Here is a 20,841-nt window from a genome sequence, read left to right as displayed (position 1 = left end):
CAAGCAGGCTGTCTGTATTTTTTCAGACAGCCTGTTTTTGTATCAATTAGGGAAATACACTATGGCTAATGTTCCACCCCAAACAGCACCCAATTACATTACTCCTATTGGCCATCAGGCTCTGCAAGATGAGCTTTATCAGTTGGTTCATAAGGAGCGTCCGGAAATAGTGAATGTAGTGAACTGGGCCGCCGGGAACGGCGACCGCAGTGAAAATGGTGATTATCTGTATGGTAAGCGCAGGTTGCGTGAAATCGACCGCCGGATTCGTTTTTTAACCAAACGGCTGGAAGCCGCACAGGTGATTGACCCGGAGACACGTGAAGCCAGTGATCAGGTGTTTTTTAGTGCGACGGTAACCATTTTGCGTGGAAACGGGCAGGAGCAGACTGTGCGTATTGTGGGTACAGATGAGATTGATACTGCTCGGAATAAAATTTCATGGGTATCACCGTTAGCGCGTACTTTGCTGAAAGCACATGAGGGAGATGAAGTACGTTTACATGGTCCTGATGGTGTGGAAAATATTGAAATACTGGCAGTAGAGTATGTTCGCATTGATTAATCTGCTCTTAATCATGCATAATGTTAAATCTAGTTAGTAATTTTGCTTTTATATGGCATTTATAGTCTGAGCTATTGCGGTAAAGCGTGTATGTTTTCAGATAATGTTGGTATTAAGCAATGATGGTGTAAGTATTGCAGGGTTTATTATTAATTGTTACCGCAGTATGTCCATGTTTGATGATGCTGCCGGATTTTTTCTTACAACTGCGTTAAAACATGAATCCAAAACTTGAACCAATTTTCAAACAGCTCAATGCTCTGATTCTGGGTAAGCAGCAATTATTGATACAGATTGTTACCTGTGTGCTGGCGCGCGGGCATATTTTGCTTGAAGATGTGCCAGGTGTTGGCAAAACTACACTGGCACACGCACTGGCCGCCGTATTGGGATTAAATTATCAGCGCGTACAGTTTACTAACGATATGCTGCCTGCTGATTTGCTCGGTGTAAGTGTTTTTCAGCCGAAAACCAGTGAATTTATTTTTCATCCGGGGCCAGTTTTTAATTCTTTTTTACTCGCAGATGAAATTAACCGTGCTTCGCCCAAGCTGCAATCGGCTTTGCTGGAAGCGATGGAAGAAGGACAGGTATCTGTAGATGGTAAAACCTATGTACTGCCAAAGCCGTTTCTGGTAGTTGCTACCCAGAATCCAACTGAACAGCTAGGTACATATCCCCTGCCTGAATCGCAGTTGGATCGCTTTATGATGTGTCTGAGTATTGGCTATCCGGCAGAAAAAGAAGAAAAGCAGCTCTATCTTTCAGGCGGGCGTCGTCAGTTTGTACCGCGTCTTAAAGCTGTCTGCAATGGGGAAATATTGCAGCAGTGGCAGGCGGAAGTAGCTAAAGTTAATTTATCTGCGGCAGCGGCAGATTATGTTTACCGTCTGGTAGCGGCCACGCGTACACCGGGTACGTTTGCTATTGGCCTCAGCCCGCGTGCCGGACTGGCTGTCGTGCAGGCAGCCAAAGCTTATGCCTGGGTGCATGGGCGGGCACATGTGGTACCGGAAGATGTGAAGGCAGTATGGGTAGCAGTGGCTGCACACCGTCTGCAACCTTTACAAAGTCAAGCCAGAAGCAGTACGCTGCTCACCGAGATGCTGGATTATGTTGCAGTGGTCTGAGGTACCGGCACCCACGCTTATTGATGGGCATACTGCTTTGCGTGCCCGTAATGTGCGCATTAATCTGACACGCATGGGCTGGGGACTGGCTATCGCCTGTATTCTGTTGTGGATTATAGCGGTTAATTATCAGGTAAATGTGGCCTATGCGCTGGTATTCTGGTTACTGGGTATATTGCTGTTTGGTGCACTTGCCGGTATACGTCAGCTTACCGGGCTGGTACTGGCTATTGTGCCGCAGCAGGAATACTTTGCTGGTAAAGATTGTGTGTTGACTTTACGTGCCTGTGATAGCTGTAAACGCACGCGCTGGTTGTGGCTGCAAACAGCACAGGAGATAACCGGTACCGCCAGCGACTGGCAGTTATGGACGATTACACCCGAAAATACAGATTTTGTCTGGATATTACCACCACAGCGGCGCGGAATTCTGCCCACGCTGATGCTGGCTGGTGCCAGTATGGCACCATTTGGGTTGCTAATGATTAAAACACATTGGGAATTTACTGATGAGATTGTGATTTTTCCTGAACCCATTGAGCACAATATCCCTACGGCAAGAGCCAGTGGCGATGAGCAGAGTACACAAATCAGTTTGAGCGGTCAGGACCCGGCATATTTGCTGCCACATCAGAATACCACTTCACCGCGACAGATTGCATGGAAGCACTATGCCAAAACAGGTGATTTACTGGATAAGTATTTTGAGCAGGGTGGTACGCAGGTACAGCCACTGCTGATTTCCTATCGTGATTATCCGCAGGGTACCAGTCTGGAAAAAATGGCCAGTATGATGTGTTACCGCGTTCTGGCAGCAGATGCCAGTGGAGAAAAGTATATACTGGAATTACCGCGGCAGCGCTATGAGGCAGCTACTGCTCAGCGGACACAATGTCTGAATGCTTTGGGTAGATGGTGATGTGGCTTGCTGATCCGATTTTTTTACGTAAATCTCCTCCGGTACGCACGCAGTTTATTTTATTGCTGATGCTGGCGTGGGTAGCTTTACCTTTATTATTTGATTTACCACTGAGCGTAGGCGCCGCATTTGCTGTACTGTTGATTATGCGTGTAGCCCTGCTTTTTACCAATGTTAAAAAGCTGCCGCTGTGGGCACTGGTGTTATTGCTGGTGGCTACTGCTGTATGGGTATATTTTCGTATTGGAACAATTATAGGTCGCGATGCCAGTGTTTCGCTGCTGATGCTGATGATTGTGCTTAAGGCTTTTGAAGGCGAAACTCTGCGTGACTGGCAGATATTGTTACTGGCACAGCTGATCTTAATGGGTGGCGGCCTGCTGTTTAATCAAAGCATGCTGATGGCACCATGGCTGATTGTGGCTTTATTCTGTCTGATTTCTTCGCTGGGTTTACTGGCTGGTATTAATCCGGTTGCCGCTATGCGGCAGGGCGCACTGGTTTTGGTTCTGTCTTTTCCGCTGGCCGTGATTCTGTTTATGGTGGTGCCGCGCAAGGATACGCCATTATGGGGTGTACCGCAGCCACAGCAGTCTTCCATAACTGGGTTATCAGATACACTTGACGCTGGCAGTATCAGTAATCTGATTCCGAGTAATGCACTGGCGTTTAATGTTACTTTTGATAATGATGTGATTCCCCGCAATGCCGATCTATACTGGCGTGTGATGGTGATGGGTAATAATCAGGACGGGCAGTGGCATGCTGTGAAAGAACAGTATACCGATGAAGATACTTTGCAGTTGCCAGACAGGGCTGTTTTAGCACAGCGACCTGATAGTAGGCTGGTGGGCTATCAGCTGATTATTCAGGACGATCATGGTCGTATACCGGCGCTGGATCAGCCACTGGCAGACAGTCAGTCTGATTTAAGCCGGCGGGTGGGAAATGTGGTACGGGTGAATAAAAGTCGGGAAGGCTTGCGCCGGGTGCATTTATATTCTCAGCTGGTACCTTATCTGCACCAGCAAATGGATCGGAGTTTGTTGAATTACTATACCCAGCTGCCGGCCAGACTTAATCCTGAAACCCGCCGGCTGGCGCAACAATTGGCTAAGAAGTCCAACAGCAGTGAGGAATTTATCCGCCATATACTGGCTTATTTTCGTAATGGTGGTTTTCAATATACGCTAACACCAAAACGCAGTCATGAATCTCTGAATAAAACCGACTATTTTTTATTTAGTAGTCAGGAAGGTTTTTGTGAAGACTATGCAGATGCTACTGTATGGCTGGCGCGTGCGGTAGGTGTTCCGGCACGAATTGTGATTGGCTATCAGGGAGGCGAATATCATCCTGATGAGAAGTTCTGGCAGATTCGCAGTAAAGACGCTCATGCATGGACAGAAATCTGGATAGCAGAAAAAGGTAAATGGCAGCGGGTAGACCCAACCAGTGCTGTTTCATCAGTACGGGTGGAAAACGGGGTGGAAAATGCTTTGCCAGCAGAACAGCGAGCTGGTTTGTCTTCACCTTATCCATTATTACAAAAATATCTGGATAAAGGCCAGTTTTACTGGCAGCAATGGGTAGTTAACTATGACTCTGGCCGCCAAAATTCGATATTGCACTGGCTTAAATTAAAAGATATACCCAAGTCAGCATTGTTACTGGTGATTGCGATTGCGATTATGATTACTGCGCTGCCACTGATTATCTGGCTGCGTAAACAGGGAAATATGCAGGCGCAGCCATTGACTGATGGTATCAATCTGCTTAAGCAGGCTGTTATAGAAGGGGACGAGACGGAGTTATCGGCCATCGGCCCGCTGGAACTACAGGCTATTCTGGCTGAACATGGTTTACTTAATGATAGTTTGGCTGCTTTACTGGCTCAATATATTGATTGGCAGTATGGAGCTGCCGGTATGCCGGAAAAACGGCAACAGCGTGCATGGTATCGTAAAGTAAAGCAGGCTGTTCGCCGGTTATCGTGATAATTAAAGCATCTATCTGTTTTTAGGTGAACCCTGTTTGGTAGCTAAGTAGATAGATAAATCCTGTCAAACCTGAAGCATTGGTCAATATTTTGAATATTTGTAATACATAAGATGGCGTACTTGATGCAGCAGTTGATTACAATTTGCCTAAAATATTGAGGCAGCCCAGAACAAACGGCCAATAACACGAATTGATTCAGGAATAACTGTCTCTGTTTCATAAGAATAATTGTAACTATGAATCTTTATACGAGAATCGTCCGTCTTAACTAAAATTCTTATATACGACCAACCATCATTGTCCATAAACGCATAAATTTTTCCACTACGAATCTCAGTTTCCGCCGTATCAATTCCTACCAAAGCACCATCTTGTAGTATTGGATCCATACTATCATCAGGAACCCGACAACAAATAATGTTATTTGGTTGAACGCCTAACTTTTGTAGCTCAGGTAGACTTAAAGGAATAGGCAAAGTTTCAAGAGTATTATTAAAACGCCCTAATCCGGCAGCCACTTTTACATCACTATGATACGGTACTAGAGCAAAGTTGTTTTTTGGTAAATCTTCTGGCTTATCATCGAATACTGGCTGTACATGAGATGAAGAAAGTTGCCCAGTACGCGCTTTATTACTTAAAGCGTGTTTGGCAGTAGATCCTTTACTACTATACTCCACCGGAGATTCTGCTAAGGTACAGGACTTGATTCGTCTGGTTTTATCTGTTCTACGAGGTACGGTATCACCAAATTTCTTAACCTTATTTAAACGTTTACTAGAATTCATATCTAAATACTGCTTAATTTTAGCGTCAACGCCTCGCCTACGATGATCCCGTGCACATTTAGGACAACCATATTTGGAGAGCCTTAAATTCCTGAAACCTAAATCTTCTACCAAGCCATGTTTGTAACATAATATAGAACAAGGTCTTGATGCTGATTCAAACTTAATCAGTTTATTATTTGGAAATTTTGATTCGTATAAGTTTTTGGCCTCTGTAAATGTCACCTTTGCCGGCATTTATATATACCTCCTTTGCAATTTCTTTACTTTAGCTTATTATAAAATTACCTATATAAAAGGTCAAAAGTTTCAAGTGTCTGATTATTTTCAGACTGACATTGCAGCATCTAAATATAAACATGGTAAAGCGAAAACTACCCAGCTATTGATTCTATATCAATGGCTGGGTAGTCTATTACAGCGTTGAATGATCATATTAATCTTAGAGCCAGAAGTTTTCCCGCATTGTCAAAAATGCCTGACTGTTCGAAAACCCTGCTGACAGATAACCTTTATTCATGTTGAATAAAGGTTAAGAAATAACAATACTTTAAATTATTTTGATTGAAAAGGATTAATTAGTGTGAATAATTAACTATATGATTTTAATGATTATTAAATTTGGATTGGGTGTTGTTAAAAATGAAGTATTTATCTTTTTATACTTGAGGCTGATTGCTGGCTACTCAGGCAGATGAATAATTCAGAATAGCTTGAGTACTTTTGTATCTGAAATTAATCATTTAATGCTGTAATATTTATATGGATAAAATAATGTCTTAGGAATATTTTTTTGAATGATATTGAAAATGACTTTGATGCAAATCGCCGCTGGTTTGAAAGTTTCAGTAGTCTTATTTATTTTATAGTACATAATTTTTAATAATCAATGCTATATGTGATTAATGCTCTAAACAAAAAAATACTTGTCAATTCTTAGGTTGTCGTATTCAATTTATTAATTCTATTATGAATGTCATCAATAACTTCTGAGGTTTTATTATGACATTTAATGAATTACATAAAAATTCTTATCCTTTAATACTATGTAATGTTTGGGATGCAAATAGTGCCAGGATAGCCGAAAAACTAGGTTTTCAGGCTATTGGTACTTCCAGTGCTGCGATTGCTTGTATGCTTGGCTATGAAGATGGAGAAAAGATGCAATTTAAGGAGTTGTGTTATGTTATACAAAGAATTGCTAATAACACATCTTTACCTCTTTCAGTTGATATGGAGGCAGGGTATAGCAGAATACCAACTGAAATAGTCAATAATATTAAGGAGCTGGCTACATATGGAATTGCAGGAATTAATCTTGAGGATAGTATTGTGAATGAAGAACGAATACTGGTTGATGGTAAAAGCTTCGCTAATATTATTCATGAGGTTAAAAGCAGACTTAATGAAGCTAATCTAAATATTTTCCTTAATATCCGAACAGATACTTATTTATTAAATGTTCCGAATAAGCTGGATGAAACCCAAAAACGCATTGAACTGTATACAAAAGCTGGTGCTGATGGAATTTTTATCCCTTGTTTAGTGCATGAATCAGATATTAAATTTCTTGTAGATAAATCTCGGTTACCTATTAATGTTATGGCTATGCCTGATCTACCTGGTTTTGAAAAGCTCAAAGAGTTAGGTGTTAAACGGATCAGCATGGGAGATTGTTTATTTTCTAATATATCTACGATACTTAAACATAAACTTGGTAGGGTTATGGGCAATCAATCTTTTGATGATATTTTCAGTGCTGATAGCAACAGCTGATTTGAATATTACTAAACTTGATATGCAGAATTAAAGCATATTAATGTTCTAAATATTTTAAATGAATATCCTTTCATTGCTTCATATTTTATAAATACCATTGTAAGCTGGTGAGCAGATTCAGTATGTACTCCTGATAAGCTGGTATTGATATGGAAGTTATGCAGTAGCACTTGTATACTTGCAGCCATAAATAAAGCCCACTGCTATGATAAAGTCTAAGCAGTGAGCCTGTGTTTGGTAAGTTCAGATATTATTCTTTATCATGTCGATAACGTCTTTGCCTTTGCCTTCAAGTATGGCTTTGGAACCATACCAAACCATGTTTTTCACATTCTCATAGCTGATTGCTGGCGGCAGCATCAGTTCTTTGTCGCTGATTACGACATCCAGCAGAGCCGGGCCTTTATGTGCCAGAAAGGTTTGTACTGCGGCTTCCAGTTCGGAAGATTTGCTGACACTCTGGGCGCAGAAGCCACAACCTTCGGCAATGGTTTTAAAATCACCATTTTTCAGGTCAACAAATACTTCTACAAGTCCTTCGCCTTTTTGTTCCTGTTCAACAAAATTGAGGGAGCTGTTGTTGAAAACGACTATTTTAATCGGCAGATTTTCCTGTTTGGCGGTAAGCAGGTCACCCATCAGCATGGCTAGGCCACCATCACCAGATAAGGAAATTACTTGCCGTGCTGGGAAAGCTTTCTGCAATCCATAAGCCTGAGGCATGCCGTTTGACATGGTGCCATGTTTCAGGCTGGTAAGAAAACGTCGCTTACCGTTCATAGTCAGGTAGCGTGCGCCCCACAACATGGGTGTGCCCACGTCAGCGGTAATCAGTGCATCGTCGTCGGCATGTTTGTCTATCAGTTCAATCAGTTGTTGCGGATGAATTGGATGTTTGTCGTCTGGCGTGGCATAAGCTTCATATTTATCCATGATTTTGGCAAATAAGGCGGTATGGTGATCCAGAAAACTGCTGTCGCTATGTGGCTGAATTTTGGGTAAAACAGTTTGCAGGGTAGTTTTAACATCGCCTACCAGTCCCAGACTGATTGGATAACGTAAACCTAGTTGAGTCGCATCGTGATCAATCTGGATTATGTTGGCGTTTTCTGGATAGTATTCTGCCCATGCAAAACCGCAGCCAAGTAATAATAAAGTGTCGCAGTTTTTGACTGCTTCATAGCCGGCTTTGGTGCCAAACATGCCGGTCATGCCTATCTGATAGGGGTTTTCCCAGGCAATGCTGTCCTTAGCGCGGGACGTGTGTACAACTGGAGCCTTAAGTTTTTCAGCTAAGGCAATCACTTCGTCATGCGCATCTTTACTACCATAACCGGCATAAATGGTGATTTTATTGCCCTGATTGATAGCTTTAATCAGTTCTTCGATTTCATTATCATTCGGGCGGGTAACTGGTTGCGGCTGCCAGATTTTTATCGGTTGTTCGACTACTTCCATTTTGCTGATGTCGCTGGGCAGGATAACAACGGCTACGCCGCGCTTGTTAATTGCTGTCTGAGCCGCCTGAATGAAGATACGCTGTGCTTCCTGTGGCTGGTTAACCATCTGACAGAATACGCTGGTGTCCTGATAAACTTTGAGGAAATCTACTTCCTGAGGAAAGCCGGTACCCATTGATGTGGCAGTCAGTTGGCTGGCAATCACAATGACTGGCGCATTGTTGCGATTGGATTCGTACAGTCCGTTAATCAGATGCAGACTGCCGGGACCACATGAACCTGCGCAGGCGGTGAGTTTATTGGTAATTAAGGCTTCAGCACCGGCGGCAAATGCAGCAGCTTCTTCATGACGGGTATGTACCCAGTTAATGCTGCTTTTTTCGATGGCCTTGCCGACAAAATTCAGGGTATCACCGATGATGCCATAGCAGTTGCTTACTCCGGCTGCGGTCAGTACATCAATCAGTACTTCTGAAACGGTTTTGGTTTTAGACATGATGTATTTCCTCTGAAGTTGATTATTCATTAATAGATAGAAAATGAATAAATAGTTTACTTGATAATCATTTGGTTATCGTTGCTATATTTTTATGTATACAGTAAATTTAAGCAGCATGTTAATCTTTTATCAATATTTATTGTGGCAGTGAGTAATCTACAACACAAGAATGTTGGTAAACTCATTATGAGTTGATATTTATGAATATCATCTAATAAAAAAGCAGGCGATACATAGTATCGCCTGCCAATTGGGACAAAGGAGAAGTTTTAGATGGCGCAGTCATCAAACAGGGGAATTCGGGTAATGCGACTGATGCTGTGCATGTAGTCGAGTACCGGTGCCGTCCATTCAACACCTTTAACCATGGTCAGATTGCGCAGTAATGGAAATAACAGAATATCTTCCATGCCAAATGTGCCGCTGGCACCGCGATCGCTGATAAGCAATGGTGACAATGCAATCAAATCGGCATTCAGGCGCTCAATATAGGTTTGGCTGTTAAGCAGATGTTGTTGAAAATCGCCGTAGATAGCTGTTTTTTTGTTAACAAAATAATCTATGGCACTTTGAGTAGCAAATTCAGGCAGATTAATGCTGATGCAGCGCGGCAGAGTAAGGAAATTGCGGTAAGTATCTACAATTTTTATCCAGCCTTCGATTTCGGGGCGGACTGTGCTGTTTAATAAAGTACCACCGGCAAGCTGGTCGATGTAGTGCACAATATCCAGACTTTCACCCATGGCGCTGCCATCGTCTTTCACCAATATCGGTACCATTTTTGTGCCGATGAGTTTATTGGGTGTGTCTTCATCATCGTTGAGCAGGTAAATATTTTCTACCGGTACGATTTTTTTACCAAATATCATGCGGGCACGCACACAGTAGGGGCAATGGTCATAAAGATAAAGTTTCATTCTGGTTTCCTTGTTTTGGTGTATTGTGTGAATTAAAGGGGTGCTGTTTACGCTGTCTGGAACACATTTATCAGGTATTGATGTTGTAATTAGCCTCTTGCTGATGATAAATGTGCAGTAAAATACTTTCTTTACACAATCTTTTTGATTTTAAAAAAATCTGGTTTTGTGAATTCTTTTTAATAAGAATTAATTGATATTATACATATATTAATTAATTTTAGTTCACGGTTTTTTCATGAGTTGTGATGCGTTTAATCAAGTTTTAAGTTTTTTTAAAAATTTTCAGGCAGGTTTAACTGCAGCTCTGGCACAGGAAGACGGTACTGCCGGGTTTGTGGCAGATGAGTGGTCTGGTGGTCTGGGCAAGGGATGCAGTATGGTGCTGAAAGACGGTGCTGTGTTTGAGCAGGCTGGCGTAAATTTTTCCCATGTAACGGGTAAAGCGATGCCAGTTTCAGCAACGCAGCAACGCCGGCATCTGGCTGGTGCTCCGTATGAAGCCATGGGGGTATCACTGGTGGTACATCCGCGTAATCCATATATTCCTACTAGCCATGCCAATGTGCGTCTGTTTGTGGCCTATCCTGAACAGGCCAAGCCGGTTTGGTGGTTTGGAGGAGGCTTTGATCTGACGCCATTTTATCCATTTACGGAAGATGTAGTGCATTGGCATCAGGTGGCGCGTGAGGCGTGTTTGCCTTTTGGTGCAACGGTATATACCGAATTTAAAGAGTGGTGCGACCGTTATTTTTATTTGCCGCATCGGCAGGAGCAACGAGGTGTGGGCGGTTTGTTTTTTGATGACTTAAACCGCTGGGATTTTGCACAGTGTTTTGCTTTTGTACGGGCGGTAAGTGCAGCCTATTTACAGGCATACCTGCCTATTGTGGCACGACGTAAAAATATGAGTTATGGAGAGCGGGAGCGACAGTTTCAGTTATACCGGCGGGGACGCTATATTGAATTTAATCTGTTGTGTGACCGCGGTACACAGTTTGGTTTGCATGCCGGCGGACGCACTGAGTCGATTCTGATGTCAATGCCGCCTTTAGCCCGCTTTGAATACCAGTATGAACCAGTAGCGGGTTCTGCTGAAGCCCAGTTGGCAGAATATTTGCGCATACACGATTGGCTGGCAGAAGCCGAAACCTGTCCGGTTTAGGCAGGTAGCAAATCCTTTTTGGTTTACTGTTTGTTTAAAGCTTGCTGGCAGAGTAGTGCGGTAAGCAGACACAGGCTCACAGGCATGATAAAGTCTGGTGTGATATTGGTTATTTCCAGTACAAATAATATGGCAGTGAGGGGCATTTTTTGCTGTATGGCCAGAAAAACGGTGGCACCAGTCACCACTGCGGCAACAATGGGCACTGATGGTAGTACGTTGTTCCAGGCAGTGGCTGCCAGTAATGCGATGAGGCCGCCGAGCATCATTGAGGGGGTAATAAATCCACCATAAGCACCACCGCGGGTTGCCAGCAGCAGTGCCAGCCATTTGCCGATTAACAATGCCAGAGCGTAATGCCAGCCAATGCTGGCATTAAATAACAGTTCGTTACCGGCTTTGCCATTACCCAGTATTTCTGGCAACCACATGGCCATGACACCAATTAATATAAAAGCAGCCATACTGATAAAAATCAGTTTGGGATTACTGCGGGCGGCTGGTTTACAGTAGGCCAGCTGGCGTTGTAACAACCATGAGCTGGCAACGATTACCGGGCCGAGCAGCAGCGCCCAAATTAACAGTGGGCTGTTCAAAGTAAACGCAGGTAGCTGATAGGCTGGCGTGCTACCCAATCCCACACGGGCGACCCAGGCAGCAGTGGTACAGCAGGTTAAAGCAGCGATAACGTGATTACGCTGAAAACTGAATAGCAGGGTTTCCAGCGCAAACAGGGCACCAGCCAGTGGCACATCAAAAACCGCTGCCAGACCGGCAGCCGCACTACAGGCCAGCAGGATTTTGCGCTCCTCAGTGCTGATAGATAAGCGTCGGCTAATATAATCAGCAAGTGCTGAACTGATTTCACGCGGTGCCGTTTCACGTCCGAGAGGGGAGCCCATACCTACGGTAAGTATCTGAAGCAGGCCATGCATCAAAGTGGTGCTTAATGGTATGGGTGTGCCGCTGTTACCGATTGCCTGTTTGATATCAATCAGTTTGGGGGCATAACGGTGCAGTAAGAACCAGCCTGTGCCGGCAACCACGCCACAGCCGCTTAAGGCCAGTAGCCGATGTGTGGCGCTGGTTTGTTCGACTATGTTGCGAAAAGTGATGCCATCAACGCGGGAAATTCCGTAAACTATCTGCTGTATAAAATGCAATAAGCCGATAAGCACTATGCCGGCCACACCAGCAATGGCACCACAGAGCAATAATAAGGCTATTAGTTTAGGGCTTAATCTGGCCATATCACTATGAATTTGTAGTAAATAAAAAGTGTTTTTTACATTTTAAATGACTATATTGTAAACGTCAGTACAGGGATTGCCGAATTTTGGCATGTGCCTGTGCTAAAATTAGACCATTTTGTCAGGATTTTAAAGGAAACATTCCTGTGATCAGTACCAATAATATTACGATGCAGTTTGGCGCTAAGCCATTGTTTGAAAATGTGTCGGTGAAGTTCGGTGGCGGCCATCGTTATGGTTTGATTGGTGCCAACGGTTCAGGTAAATCAACTTTTATGAAAATTCTGGGTGGCGATCTGGAACCCAGCAGCGGTGAAGTTGCCATCGATCAGGGGCTGCGGCTGGGTAAGCTGCGGCAGGATCAGTTTGCATATGAAGATATGCGGGTGCTGGACGTGGTGTTGATGGGGCATACGGAAATGTGGGCAGCCATGACAGAGCGTGATGCTATCTATGCCAATCCGGATGCCACTGAAGATGACTATATGCGCGCGGCTGATCTGGAAGCTAAGTTTGCCGAGTATGACGGTTATACGGCTGAGGCACGTGCTGCTGAATTGCTTGCCGGTGTGGGCATTGATGAGCATTTACATAATGCCAGCATGAGTGAAGTGGCGCCCGGCTTCAAACTGCGCGTACTGCTGGCGCAGGCACTGTTTTCCAAACCGGATGTGCTGTTGCTGGATGAACCCACCAATAATCTGGATATCAATACCATTCGCTGGCTGGAAGGGGTATTGAATAGCTATGAATCTACCATGATTATTATTTCACACGACCGCCACTTTCTGAATGAAGTGTGCACTTATATGGCCGATGTGGATTATGGCGGCATTACACTGTACCCGGGTAATTATGATGATTATATGCTGGCTTCAACTCAGGCGCGTGAACGTACCCTGAAAGACAACGCCAAAGCCAAGGAAAAACTACAGGAATTGCAGGAATTTGTGGCGCGTTTTTCTGCCAATAAATCCAAGGCACGGCAGGCAACCAGTCGTGCCAAACTGGCAGACAAAATCAAGGCCGATATGGTAGAAGTGAAGCCATCCAGCCGTCAGAGCCCGTTTATCCGCTTTAATTTTGACGACAAGAAAAAACTGCACCGGCAGGCGCTGGAAGTGCAGGATTTATCCAAACGATTCGACCGGCAATTGTTTAACAAGTTAAGTCTGATGCTGGATGCTGGTGAACGACTGGCCATTATCGGCCCAAATGGTGCCGGTAAATCCACCCTGCTGAAATTACTGGCCGGTGCATACGATGAAGCCTGTAACGAAGGTATCAAGGCCGATACCGGTACAGTTAAATGGGCGGAAAAAGCACAGGTAGGCTATTATCCGCAAGACCACGAAAACGATTTTGATGTACCGATGACTTTAACTGAGTGGATGCGCCAGTGGGGTAAAGAAGGCGATGATGAGCAGGTAATTCGCGGTACTTTGGGGCGCTTGCTTTTTGGCAGCAATGAAGTGGGCAAGCAGGTGCAGGTACTGTCGGGTGGTGAAAAAGGCCGTATGCTGTATGGCAAGCTGATTTTGCAGGAACCGAATGTGTTGGTGATGGATGAACCCACTAACCACATGGATATGGAAAGCATTGAAGCGTTAAATATGGCGCTGGAAAAATTCCCGGGTACGCTGGTGTTTGTATCTCATGACCGTCAGTTTGTTTCCAGTCTGGCTACGCAGATTCTTGAGCTGGATGGTGAAGGCGGCTTTGAGTATTATCTGGGTGATTATGAAGGTTATCTGGCCAAAAAAGGTTTGGTCTGATTTTGTGCTGACTGCCTGTGTTTACAGGCAGTTTTTTTATATGGGAGAAAGTAATGAATATAGACAGGAATGATACGGTAAAGTTGGTAGACTGTACGGAAAAAGAACACGCGGCAGCCATTCTGGCGCTTTTTAACGATACTATTGCTGGTTCTACTGCCCTTTATGATTATGAACCGCGCTCACTGTCATTCATGGAAGGCTGGTTTGCAGCCAAGCGTGCGCGCAATTGTCCGGTAATTGGCGCAGTAAACGGGCGGGGAGAACTGCTGGCCTTTGCTTCATGGGGTGCATTCCGGGATTATCCGGCTAATAAATATACTGTAGAACACAGTGTGTATGTACGCAATGACTGCCGGCGGCAGGGGCTGGCACGCAAGCTGATGCAGGAGCTGATTGCTCGTGCACAAAAGGCAGATATGCATGTATTAATGGGTGTAATTGATGCAGCCAATAGTGGCAGCATAGCCCTGCATGAGCAGCTTGGCTTCAAACATGTGGGCACATTGCCGCAGATTGGTTTCAAGTTCGGCCACTGGCTGGATGCGGCGCTATACCAGCTCATTCTGGAAACACCAGCGCAGCCTGTGGATGGCTGATAAACACATGATGCTTTTTCAGGCGATTTTCAGCCACCAGTGTACGCTCAGTAAACCGAGTATGGTGAGTACTAAGGAACCGCCTGTATGCAGCAGCATATGGGTTATGGCCAGAGCATAGCGTTGTGACTGAAGTAATTGCACAGATTCGAGCGAAAAAGTTGAAAAAGTAGTCAGCCCGCCAAGAAAACCGGTGATGACAAACAATCGCCATTCAGGTGCAATATTCACTAAATGCATAAACAGGCCACTGGACAGGCCAATCAGATAGGCTCCTGTCCAGTTGGCCACTAAGGTGCCATACGGCAGACAGGAATGAAGTGAATTCAGGCTGATACCCAGCAGCCAGCGCAAAATGGCACCCAGCGCAGCTCCGCTGGCAATGGCGAATAAAGATAAATACATAATGAATCCAGTAAAAAATATGGGTATAGGATTATTTATTTTACGCTAAAGCAGTATCCTATATTGCCATGTGCAGCTGAAATGACTACGCTAGGGTTTTAGTCACTGTAAAAAATATTAATATGAATTTAACCGAAACCAAAATCACCAGCAAAGAAATTTATCGAGGTTCATTTTTAAATGTGTTTGAGGATACCGTCAGCTTGCCGAATGGCAATCAGGCACAGCGGGTAGTGGTACAGCATCCCGGCGCCGCTGCGGTACTGGCCGTGACTGCAGAGCAGCAAGTAGTACTGGTAAGGCAGTGGCGCTATCCGGTGGGAGAGGCATTACTGGAAATTCCAGCGGGCAAGCTGGATGGCAAAAATGAGGATCCGGCTGATGCAGCCTTGCGGGAGCTGGCGGAAGAAACCCCTTATACCGCAGCAGAGGTTAAACTTATTCATACTTTCTATACCGTGCCCGGTTTCGGTGATGAAAAAATGTATCTTTATCTGGCGGAAAATGTGCAGCCTAATAGTGCACTGGTAGCAGATGAGGATGAAATTCTTGAACCATTGCTACTAAGTCGGGATGAAGTGCGTACGGCATTGGCTAATAACCAGATTCATGACGGCAAAACCCTGATTGCCTTGCAGTACTGGCTATTGCATTGCTAAAACGGGAGTAAGCCATGATGCAAATCGTTCCATTACCAGCCTTGTCGGATAATTATATCTGGTTGTTGCGGCAAGGGAATCAGGCAATAGTGGTAGACCCGGGTGAAGCGGCCGTGGTGAAGAGTTATCTGGCTGCACAGGCGTTAAACCTGAATGCTATCTGGCTTACCCATGCACACCATGACCATACTGGTGGTGTAGCAGCGTTAAAACAACACTATCCACAGTGTGAGGTTATCGGCTGGGGTGAGTGGCCTGAGGTGAACAGGGCAGTAAATGAAGGTAGCGAATTCGAAGCCTTTGGACAACAGATAGCTGTATGGCATATCCCCGGTCATACTGCTGATCATCTGGCTTATATATTGGCTGATTCTGCTGGCCAGCAACGGGTATTTTGTGGTGATACGCTATTTAGTGCCGGTTGCGGACGGGTATTTACCGGAACTATGGCACAAATGTTTGCCAGCTTGCAGCGCTTAAACAGCCTGCCGCAAGATACTTTATTTTATCCGGCACATGAGTATACGGCAGCTAATTTAAAATTTGCTCAGGTTGTAGAACCGGATAATCCGGCAATCAGGCAGGCATTATTGCAGACAGCAACATTACCCACATTACCGGTAAGTCTGGCACATGAACGTAATATTAATCCTTTTTTGCGTACCAGCCAGCCGCCAGTTATCGCATCAGTAGTGCAGAAAGGATTGCCTGAGCAGCAGTCCACTGAGCCACTGGCAGTATTTACCTGTTTGCGGGAATGGAAAAACCGTTTTTGATTACGGTATAGGTTACAGCATGTTATCATTGAGCCAGCATAATAACGAAGGAATATATGAGTTGAAACAGGGCTGAATGATAACAACTGATGATATCGGCCAGTGAAAGATTTATGGCACTTTCAGCCTGTCAACCTGTCTGAATATGAAAACAACTTCGCCATACTGTATGAACTGGACACAATTATTAAGTGCCCAACGTTTTAAACCGGATAATGGCTGTATCGTGCCTACTGTGACCGCTTCCAGTGAAGAAGGCGCGGAGGCTTTACGTACTGATTTTCACATAGATTATGATCGTGTGGTGTTTTCCAGCGGTTTTCGCCGTCTGGCACGTAAGACGCAGGTGCATCCGTTTGCTTTGCATGACCACACGCACAACCGTCTCACTCATAGTGTTGAAGTGGCCAGTGTGGGGCGTAGCTTGGGCAATCGTGTCGGCGTTATGTTGGCCGCCGGTAATTTTCTACCACCGGGCAGTCATGCTGCCGATATTGGTGCGATAGTACAGGTAGCCTGTCTGGCGCATGATTTTGGTAATCCGCCGTTTGGGCATACCGGTGAAGAGGCATTGCGAGAATGGTTTCGTGACCCGCAGCATGCGCATTATTTACAGCAACTAAGCACTGCTGAGCGCAATGATATTGAAACCTATGAAGGTAATGCACATAGCCTGCGATTGGTGGCCAGTCTGGAAATGTATCAGAACGATGGTGGCATGCGTCTCACCGCAGCAGTTATCGGTGCTTTACTGAAATATCCCTGGACAAGTTCGGCTGAGCAGGGGCGGTGTAAATTCAATATCTATCAGACAGAGCTGCCTTTTATCGATTGTATTGCTCAACAGCTTGGCCTGCCACAGGAGGGTGAAAATCACTGGGTACGACATCCATTGTCCTATTTGATGGAAGCTGCCGATGATATTTGCTACGCCTTGCTGGATTTGGAAGATGCAGTGGAGCTGGGCTTGTTACAGGTTGATGAAGTAGAGCAAATCCTGTCCAGACTAACCAATAAAGAATATGAATGGCATTCATATGCTAGTCAGGAACGTTGTGCCCGTTTGCGTGGTATTGCTATTGGCCGTGCGGTAGATGATATTGCGCATACTTTTATCAAACACCACGGTGATTTATTAAATGGCTCCTTTCGTGGCAAAGATTTACTTGCTCTGGCCAGCCCAGACGTAAATGAGGCACTGCATGCAGCCAAGGAGCTGGCACGGACACGGATATTCCGCCACCAGAGCAAGCTGATTACGGAAATCGCTACTTTTCCCTGTCTTGGTTCGATACTGGGCTTGCTGGTACCGGCTGTGCATGCGTTTATTAAAACCGATAAATTAAGCAAACGGCAGGAGCTGGCCTTGTCCTTATTGAAGGAACAAAAGCTAAGCAGAGACGATGGTTTGTATCTGGCCTATATGAAAGTGCTGGATTTTGTCGGCGGCATGACGGATAACACCGCAGCAAAACTGGCGCGTGAGGTATCCGGTATTGGTATGTTGTAGATTTCGTGCCTGAAGATTATACAAAATAAATATATAAATCATAAACATAAATATTTATTTCATTTTTACCCCCATTTTTTGCTTGCCAAAGAAAAGATTATTGCGTATTATCGCGCTTCTTGATTTTCGGTGACTCTTAAACGAGTTCGAAAGCAATGCACCCGTAGCTCAGTTGGATAGAGTATCTGGCTACGAACCAGAGGGTCGGGCGTTCGAATCGCTCCGGGTGCACCATCAAGACAACGCGCCCATCGTCTAGCGGTTAGGACATCGCCCTTTCACGGCGGTAACCGGGGTTCGATTCCCCGTGGGCGTGCCAGATTCTGAAAACCTGTTTGATTTTTCAAACAGGTTTTTATTTTATTTAAAATCTGTTAGTGATATATTTATCTGGCGGCTACTTGTCTCAACAATTCTACTTATTAGCGTGCTAACTGGATAAGTTTGAATCATGTTGCGGATACAGCGGAACTCAACTTATACACCCAGATAAGCGGCACGTTGAGACAGCCAGCGTTGCAAATGCTTATTGACTACTTCTGGTTGCTGGCTAATCAGTATCGGCGCCAGATCACGAGCTTTTTCCAGTAATGGCAAATCTTCTTTCAGATTGGCAAAACGCAGCATGGGCACACCACTTTGGCGTGCTCCCAGAAATTCTCCCGGGCCACGGATATTTAAATCTTGTCTGGCAATCTCAAAACCATCAGTATTTTCATAAATTACTTTCAGGCGTGCTTTAGCTAAATCGCCCAGTGGCTCACTAAACAGCAATACACAGCGACTGGCCGCAGCGCCACGACCCACACGTCCGCGCAGTTGATGCAATTGCGCTAGTCCCATACGCTCCGCGTGTTCGATAACCATCAGGCTGGCATTAGGCACATCTACACCCACTTCAATCACAGTGGTTGCTACCAGTACCTGAGTACTCCCTTCGACGAATGCAGCCATCACAGCCGCTTTTTCCGCAGGTTTCAGACGGCCATGTATCAGGCCTATGGTCAGTTCCGGCAAGGCAGCCTGTAATTGGGCAACAGTATCCACTGCTGTTTGTAGTTGTAAGGTTTCAGATTCCTCAATCAACGGACATACCCAATACACCTGTCGCCCCTGAGTGCAGGTATGCTTCACCAGTTTTTCCACTTCATGCCGCCGCGCACTGTTCACCAGACGAGTTACTACCGGCGTGCGTCCGGGCGGCAGTTCATCAATCACCGAAACATCCAGATCAGCAAAAAAACTCATTGCCAGTGTGCGCGGTATCGGTGTGGCAGACATCATCAACTGATGTACATCATCTCCTTTATTCTTTAAGGCCAGACGCTGGGCTACACCAAAGCGGTGTTGTTCATCAACAATAACCAACCCCAGATTATGAAAGGCCACATCATCCTGAAACAGCGCATGCGTGCCAACGGCCAGTTGAACCGTAGCGTTTGCCAGCTCATTTTTGGCCTCTTCACGGGCTTTTTTGCGCACACTGCCGGAAAGCCAGGCAATCCTGATTCCCAATGGCGCAAACCATTGCTGAAATTTCAGGTAATGCTGTTCAGCCAGAATCTCTGTAGGCGCCATTACCGCTACCTGAAAACCCGCTTCCATTGCTGCTGCGGCAGCAAGTGCACAAACAATGGTTTTGCCGCTACCCACGTCTCCCTGCAATAAACGGTGCATCGGATGTGTTTGTGCCAAATCATTAGTGATTTCAGCAATGGCACGCTGTTGTGCCGTGGTTAAGGCGAAACCCAGATTAGCCAGTAAAGGTTGACTGATGCGGCCGTCACCACATAAAGCTGTGGCGTGACCACTCAAACGCTGCTGGCGAGCCAGCCGCATTGACAATTGCTGTGCCAGCAATTCATCGAATTTCAGCCGCTGCCATGCTGGTAAAGTACCTTCATGTAAGTCCCGCGCCGTGTACTCGGGTGGGGGAGAATGCAGAAAAGTCAGACTTTCCAGAAAGGGCGGTAATTGCAATTGTTGTAATAGCTCGGCTGGCAGGGTATCGTCGGCAGGCAGATGCTTAAGTGCAGCCTGAATCAGGCGGCGTAAAGTGGGTTGATTCAGTCCATTAACTGTAGGGTAGACTGGTGTCAGACTTTCGGCTAATCCTTTGTCGATATCGGTACGAATTTTGGGATGTACCATTTCATCACCAAAAAAGCCATGTCTGATTTCACCCAGCGCCCGAATCACATTGCCTTCTACCAGTTGTTTTTGCTGACTAGGGTAAAAATGCAGAAAACGCAGATACAAAACATATCCGGATACATCTTTAACTTGTACTACTAACTGTTTGCGTGGACGAAATTGTATTTGATGATGGATTACCGTTGCTTCAATCTGTACCGGTACACCCGTCTGGGCATCAGCAATTGGGGTGATATGAGTTTCGTCTTCATAGCGTAAAGGCAAGTGCAGAGCCAAATCCCAGATATTACTGATATTGAGCTTGGCCAGTTTGGCAAGAGTGCCGGCACTAACTGGAAAAGGAAAAGCAGTAGTAGACATGGTGAAACAGTTAAAAGACATAATGCAATACTGCTACCATAGCATGTTTAACCGCATATCGCTATTCTGGCTGGCTTTGCCTCAGTTGATGACAGATAAATGACTGGCGATTATTTAACAGGTTTGTTTA

At 45.1% G+C, this 20,841-nt stretch carries 17 protein-coding genes and 2 tRNA genes; 13 read left to right on the top strand and 6 right to left on the bottom strand.

Annotated features, from left to right (window positions below):
* Positions 1 to 61 precede the first annotated feature (61 nt).
* The 4 genes from greB (at position 62) to GYX26_RS08835 (ending at position 4,611) form a co-directional block, all read left to right on the top strand.
* Positions 62 to 565 carry a transcription elongation factor GreB gene (gene greB, locus GYX26_RS08850; protein ID WP_174828937.1) on the top strand — a complete coding sequence of 168 codons (504 nt, stop codon included), beginning with the start codon at positions 62 to 64 and terminating at the stop codon, positions 563 to 565.
* A gap of 218 nt (positions 566 to 783) precedes the next feature.
* Positions 784 to 1,695, top strand: coding sequence for a MoxR family ATPase (locus GYX26_RS08845; RefSeq protein WP_174828936.1), 912 nt, complete (start codon positions 784 to 786; stop codon positions 1,693 to 1,695).
* Positions 1,679 to 2,614: a DUF58 domain-containing protein gene (locus tag GYX26_RS08840; RefSeq protein ID WP_174828935.1), complete on the top strand. Its 936-nt coding sequence runs from the start codon at positions 1,679 to 1,681 to the stop codon at positions 2,612 to 2,614. Before GYX26_RS08845 ends, GYX26_RS08840 begins: the two co-directional genes overlap by 17 nt.
* Positions 2,614 to 4,611, top strand: a complete 1,998-nt coding sequence (locus tag GYX26_RS08835) for a DUF3488 and transglutaminase-like domain-containing protein (RefSeq protein ID WP_174828934.1) — start codon at positions 2,614 to 2,616, stop codon at positions 4,609 to 4,611. Before GYX26_RS08840 ends, GYX26_RS08835 begins: the two co-directional genes overlap by 1 nt.
* A 150-nt stretch (positions 4,612 to 4,761) precedes the next feature.
* Here GYX26_RS08835 and GYX26_RS08830 read toward each other — a convergent pair whose 3' ends face one another.
* On the bottom strand, positions 4,762 to 5,640 hold the full coding sequence (locus tag GYX26_RS08830) for a S24 family peptidase (RefSeq protein ID WP_174828933.1): 879 nt from the start codon (positions 5,638 to 5,640) through the stop codon (positions 4,762 to 4,764).
* A 765-nt stretch (positions 5,641 to 6,405) separates the two neighbouring features.
* On the opposite strand from GYX26_RS08830, the gene GYX26_RS08825 reads away from it, so the two are divergent.
* Entirely contained in the window at positions 6,406 to 7,179 is a 774-nt protein-coding gene (locus tag GYX26_RS08825) for an isocitrate lyase/phosphoenolpyruvate mutase family protein (protein WP_174828932.1), read from the top strand.
* 246 nt (positions 7,180 to 7,425) lie between these two features.
* On the opposite strand, the gene GYX26_RS08820 is transcribed toward GYX26_RS08825, so the two are convergent.
* Together GYX26_RS08820 and grxB are read right to left on the bottom strand one after the other, a co-directional pair.
* Positions 7,426 to 9,138 (bottom strand): thiamine pyrophosphate-dependent enzyme, encoded by a 1,713-nt coding sequence (locus GYX26_RS08820; RefSeq protein WP_174828931.1) that lies wholly within the window; start codon positions 9,136 to 9,138, stop codon positions 7,426 to 7,428.
* 272 nt (positions 9,139 to 9,410) lie between these two features.
* The gene (grxB, locus tag GYX26_RS08815; protein WP_174828930.1) at positions 9,411 to 10,058 is read right to left on the bottom strand and encodes a glutaredoxin 2; all 648 of its coding nucleotides are present in this window, start codon (positions 10,056 to 10,058) and stop codon (positions 9,411 to 9,413) included.
* A gap of 238 nt (positions 10,059 to 10,296) precedes the next feature.
* Between grxB and hemF the strand changes: the two genes are divergently transcribed.
* The gene (gene hemF, locus GYX26_RS08810) at positions 10,297 to 11,223 is read left to right on the top strand and encodes an oxygen-dependent coproporphyrinogen oxidase (RefSeq protein ID WP_174828929.1); all 927 of its coding nucleotides are present in this window, start codon (positions 10,297 to 10,299) and stop codon (positions 11,221 to 11,223) included.
* 23 nt (positions 11,224 to 11,246) lie between these two features.
* Here the strand turns inward: hemF and GYX26_RS08805 are convergent, their stop codons facing one another.
* Entirely contained in the window at positions 11,247 to 12,473 is a 1,227-nt protein-coding gene (locus GYX26_RS08805; RefSeq protein WP_174828928.1) for a chloride channel protein, read from the bottom strand.
* Between the two features lie 146 nt (positions 12,474 to 12,619).
* Here GYX26_RS08805 and GYX26_RS08800 point away from each other — a divergent pair, with 146 nt between their 5' ends.
* Both GYX26_RS08800 and GYX26_RS08795 read left to right on the top strand, forming a co-directional pair.
* Positions 12,620 to 14,248, top strand: coding sequence for an ABC-F family ATPase (locus tag GYX26_RS08800; RefSeq protein WP_100114534.1), 1,629 nt, complete (start codon positions 12,620 to 12,622; stop codon positions 14,246 to 14,248).
* A 53-nt stretch (positions 14,249 to 14,301) separates the two neighbouring features.
* On the top strand, positions 14,302 to 14,847 hold the full coding sequence (locus tag GYX26_RS08795; RefSeq protein ID WP_174828927.1) for a GNAT family N-acetyltransferase: 546 nt from the start codon (positions 14,302 to 14,304) through the stop codon (positions 14,845 to 14,847).
* An 18-nt stretch (positions 14,848 to 14,865) separates the two neighbouring features.
* Here the strand turns inward: GYX26_RS08795 and crcB are convergent, their stop codons facing one another.
* Positions 14,866 to 15,252 (bottom strand): fluoride efflux transporter CrcB, encoded by a 387-nt coding sequence (crcB, locus tag GYX26_RS08790; protein ID WP_100114536.1) that lies wholly within the window; start codon positions 15,250 to 15,252, stop codon positions 14,866 to 14,868.
* Positions 15,253 to 15,374: 122 nt separating this feature from the next.
* Here crcB and GYX26_RS08785 point away from each other — a divergent pair, with 122 nt between their 5' ends.
* From GYX26_RS08785 to GYX26_RS08765, 5 genes are all read left to right on the top strand, one after another.
* Entirely contained in the window at positions 15,375 to 15,911 is a 537-nt protein-coding gene (locus GYX26_RS08785; RefSeq protein WP_174828926.1) for an NUDIX hydrolase, read from the top strand.
* Positions 15,912 to 15,925: 14 nt separating this feature from the next.
* Positions 15,926 to 16,687 carry a hydroxyacylglutathione hydrolase gene (gloB, locus tag GYX26_RS08780; protein ID WP_174828925.1) on the top strand — a complete coding sequence of 254 codons (762 nt, stop codon included), beginning with the start codon at positions 15,926 to 15,928 and terminating at the stop codon, positions 16,685 to 16,687.
* A gap of 169 nt (positions 16,688 to 16,856) precedes the next feature.
* Complete coding sequence (locus GYX26_RS08775) at positions 16,857 to 18,197, top strand: deoxyguanosinetriphosphate triphosphohydrolase (protein ID WP_174828924.1); 1,341 nt, start codon at positions 16,857 to 16,859, stop codon at positions 18,195 to 18,197.
* 157 nt (positions 18,198 to 18,354) lie between these two features.
* Positions 18,355 to 18,431, top strand: a tRNA-Arg gene (locus GYX26_RS08770).
* 10 nt (positions 18,432 to 18,441) lie between these two features.
* Positions 18,442 to 18,516: transfer RNA gene (locus tag GYX26_RS08765), tRNA-Glu, on the top strand.
* Between the two features lie 158 nt (positions 18,517 to 18,674).
* Here GYX26_RS08765 and recG read toward each other — a convergent pair.
* Positions 18,675 to 20,711 (bottom strand): ATP-dependent DNA helicase RecG, encoded by a 2,037-nt coding sequence (gene recG, locus GYX26_RS08760; RefSeq protein WP_174828975.1) that lies wholly within the window; start codon positions 20,709 to 20,711, stop codon positions 18,675 to 18,677.
* Positions 20,712 to 20,841 lie beyond the last annotated feature (130 nt).

It is taken from the genome of Snodgrassella sp. ESL0253, assembly GCF_013344965.1.
Lineage (GTDB): Bacteria > Pseudomonadota > Gammaproteobacteria > Burkholderiales > Neisseriaceae > Snodgrassella > Snodgrassella alvi_B.
The sequence above is the reverse complement of the archived record's forward strand: the minus strand, read 5'-3'. Positions and strand labels throughout refer to the sequence as shown.

Excerpts from the sequence above, each read along its gene's own strand:
- GYX26_RS08775 (WP_174828924.1), top strand. The coding sequence starts at position 16,857 with ATGAACTGGACACAATTATTAAGTGCCCAACGTTTTAAACCGGATAAT.
- greB (WP_174828937.1), top strand. The coding sequence starts at position 62 with ATGGCTAATGTTCCACCCCAAACAGCACCCAATTACATTACTCCTATT.
- GYX26_RS08830 (WP_174828933.1), bottom strand. The coding sequence starts at position 5,640 with ATGCCGGCAAAGGTGACATTTACAGAGGCCAAAAACTTATACGAATCA.
- gloB (WP_174828925.1), top strand. The coding sequence starts at position 15,926 with ATGATGCAAATCGTTCCATTACCAGCCTTGTCGGATAATTATATCTGG.
- crcB (WP_100114536.1), bottom strand. The coding sequence starts at position 15,252 with ATGTATTTATCTTTATTCGCCATTGCCAGCGGAGCTGCGCTGGGTGCC.
- GYX26_RS08845 (WP_174828936.1), top strand. The coding sequence starts at position 784 with ATGAATCCAAAACTTGAACCAATTTTCAAACAGCTCAATGCTCTGATT.
- GYX26_RS08835 (WP_174828934.1), top strand. The coding sequence starts at position 2,614 with ATGTGGCTTGCTGATCCGATTTTTTTACGTAAATCTCCTCCGGTACGC.
- recG (WP_174828975.1), bottom strand. The coding sequence starts at position 20,711 with ATGTCTACTACTGCTTTTCCTTTTCCAGTTAGTGCCGGCACTCTTGCC.
- GYX26_RS08795 (WP_174828927.1), top strand. The coding sequence starts at position 14,302 with ATGAATATAGACAGGAATGATACGGTAAAGTTGGTAGACTGTACGGAA.
- GYX26_RS08825 (WP_174828932.1), top strand. The coding sequence starts at position 6,406 with ATGACATTTAATGAATTACATAAAAATTCTTATCCTTTAATACTATGT.
- GYX26_RS08805 (WP_174828928.1), bottom strand. The coding sequence starts at position 12,473 with ATGGCCAGATTAAGCCCTAAACTAATAGCCTTATTATTGCTCTGTGGT.
- GYX26_RS08840 (WP_174828935.1), top strand. The coding sequence starts at position 1,679 with ATGTTGCAGTGGTCTGAGGTACCGGCACCCACGCTTATTGATGGGCAT.
- grxB (WP_174828930.1), bottom strand. The coding sequence starts at position 10,058 with ATGAAACTTTATCTTTATGACCATTGCCCCTACTGTGTGCGTGCCCGC.
- hemF (WP_174828929.1), top strand. The coding sequence starts at position 10,297 with ATGAGTTGTGATGCGTTTAATCAAGTTTTAAGTTTTTTTAAAAATTTT.
- GYX26_RS08785 (WP_174828926.1), top strand. The coding sequence starts at position 15,375 with ATGAATTTAACCGAAACCAAAATCACCAGCAAAGAAATTTATCGAGGT.
- GYX26_RS08820 (WP_174828931.1), bottom strand. The coding sequence starts at position 9,138 with ATGTCTAAAACCAAAACCGTTTCAGAAGTACTGATTGATGTACTGACC.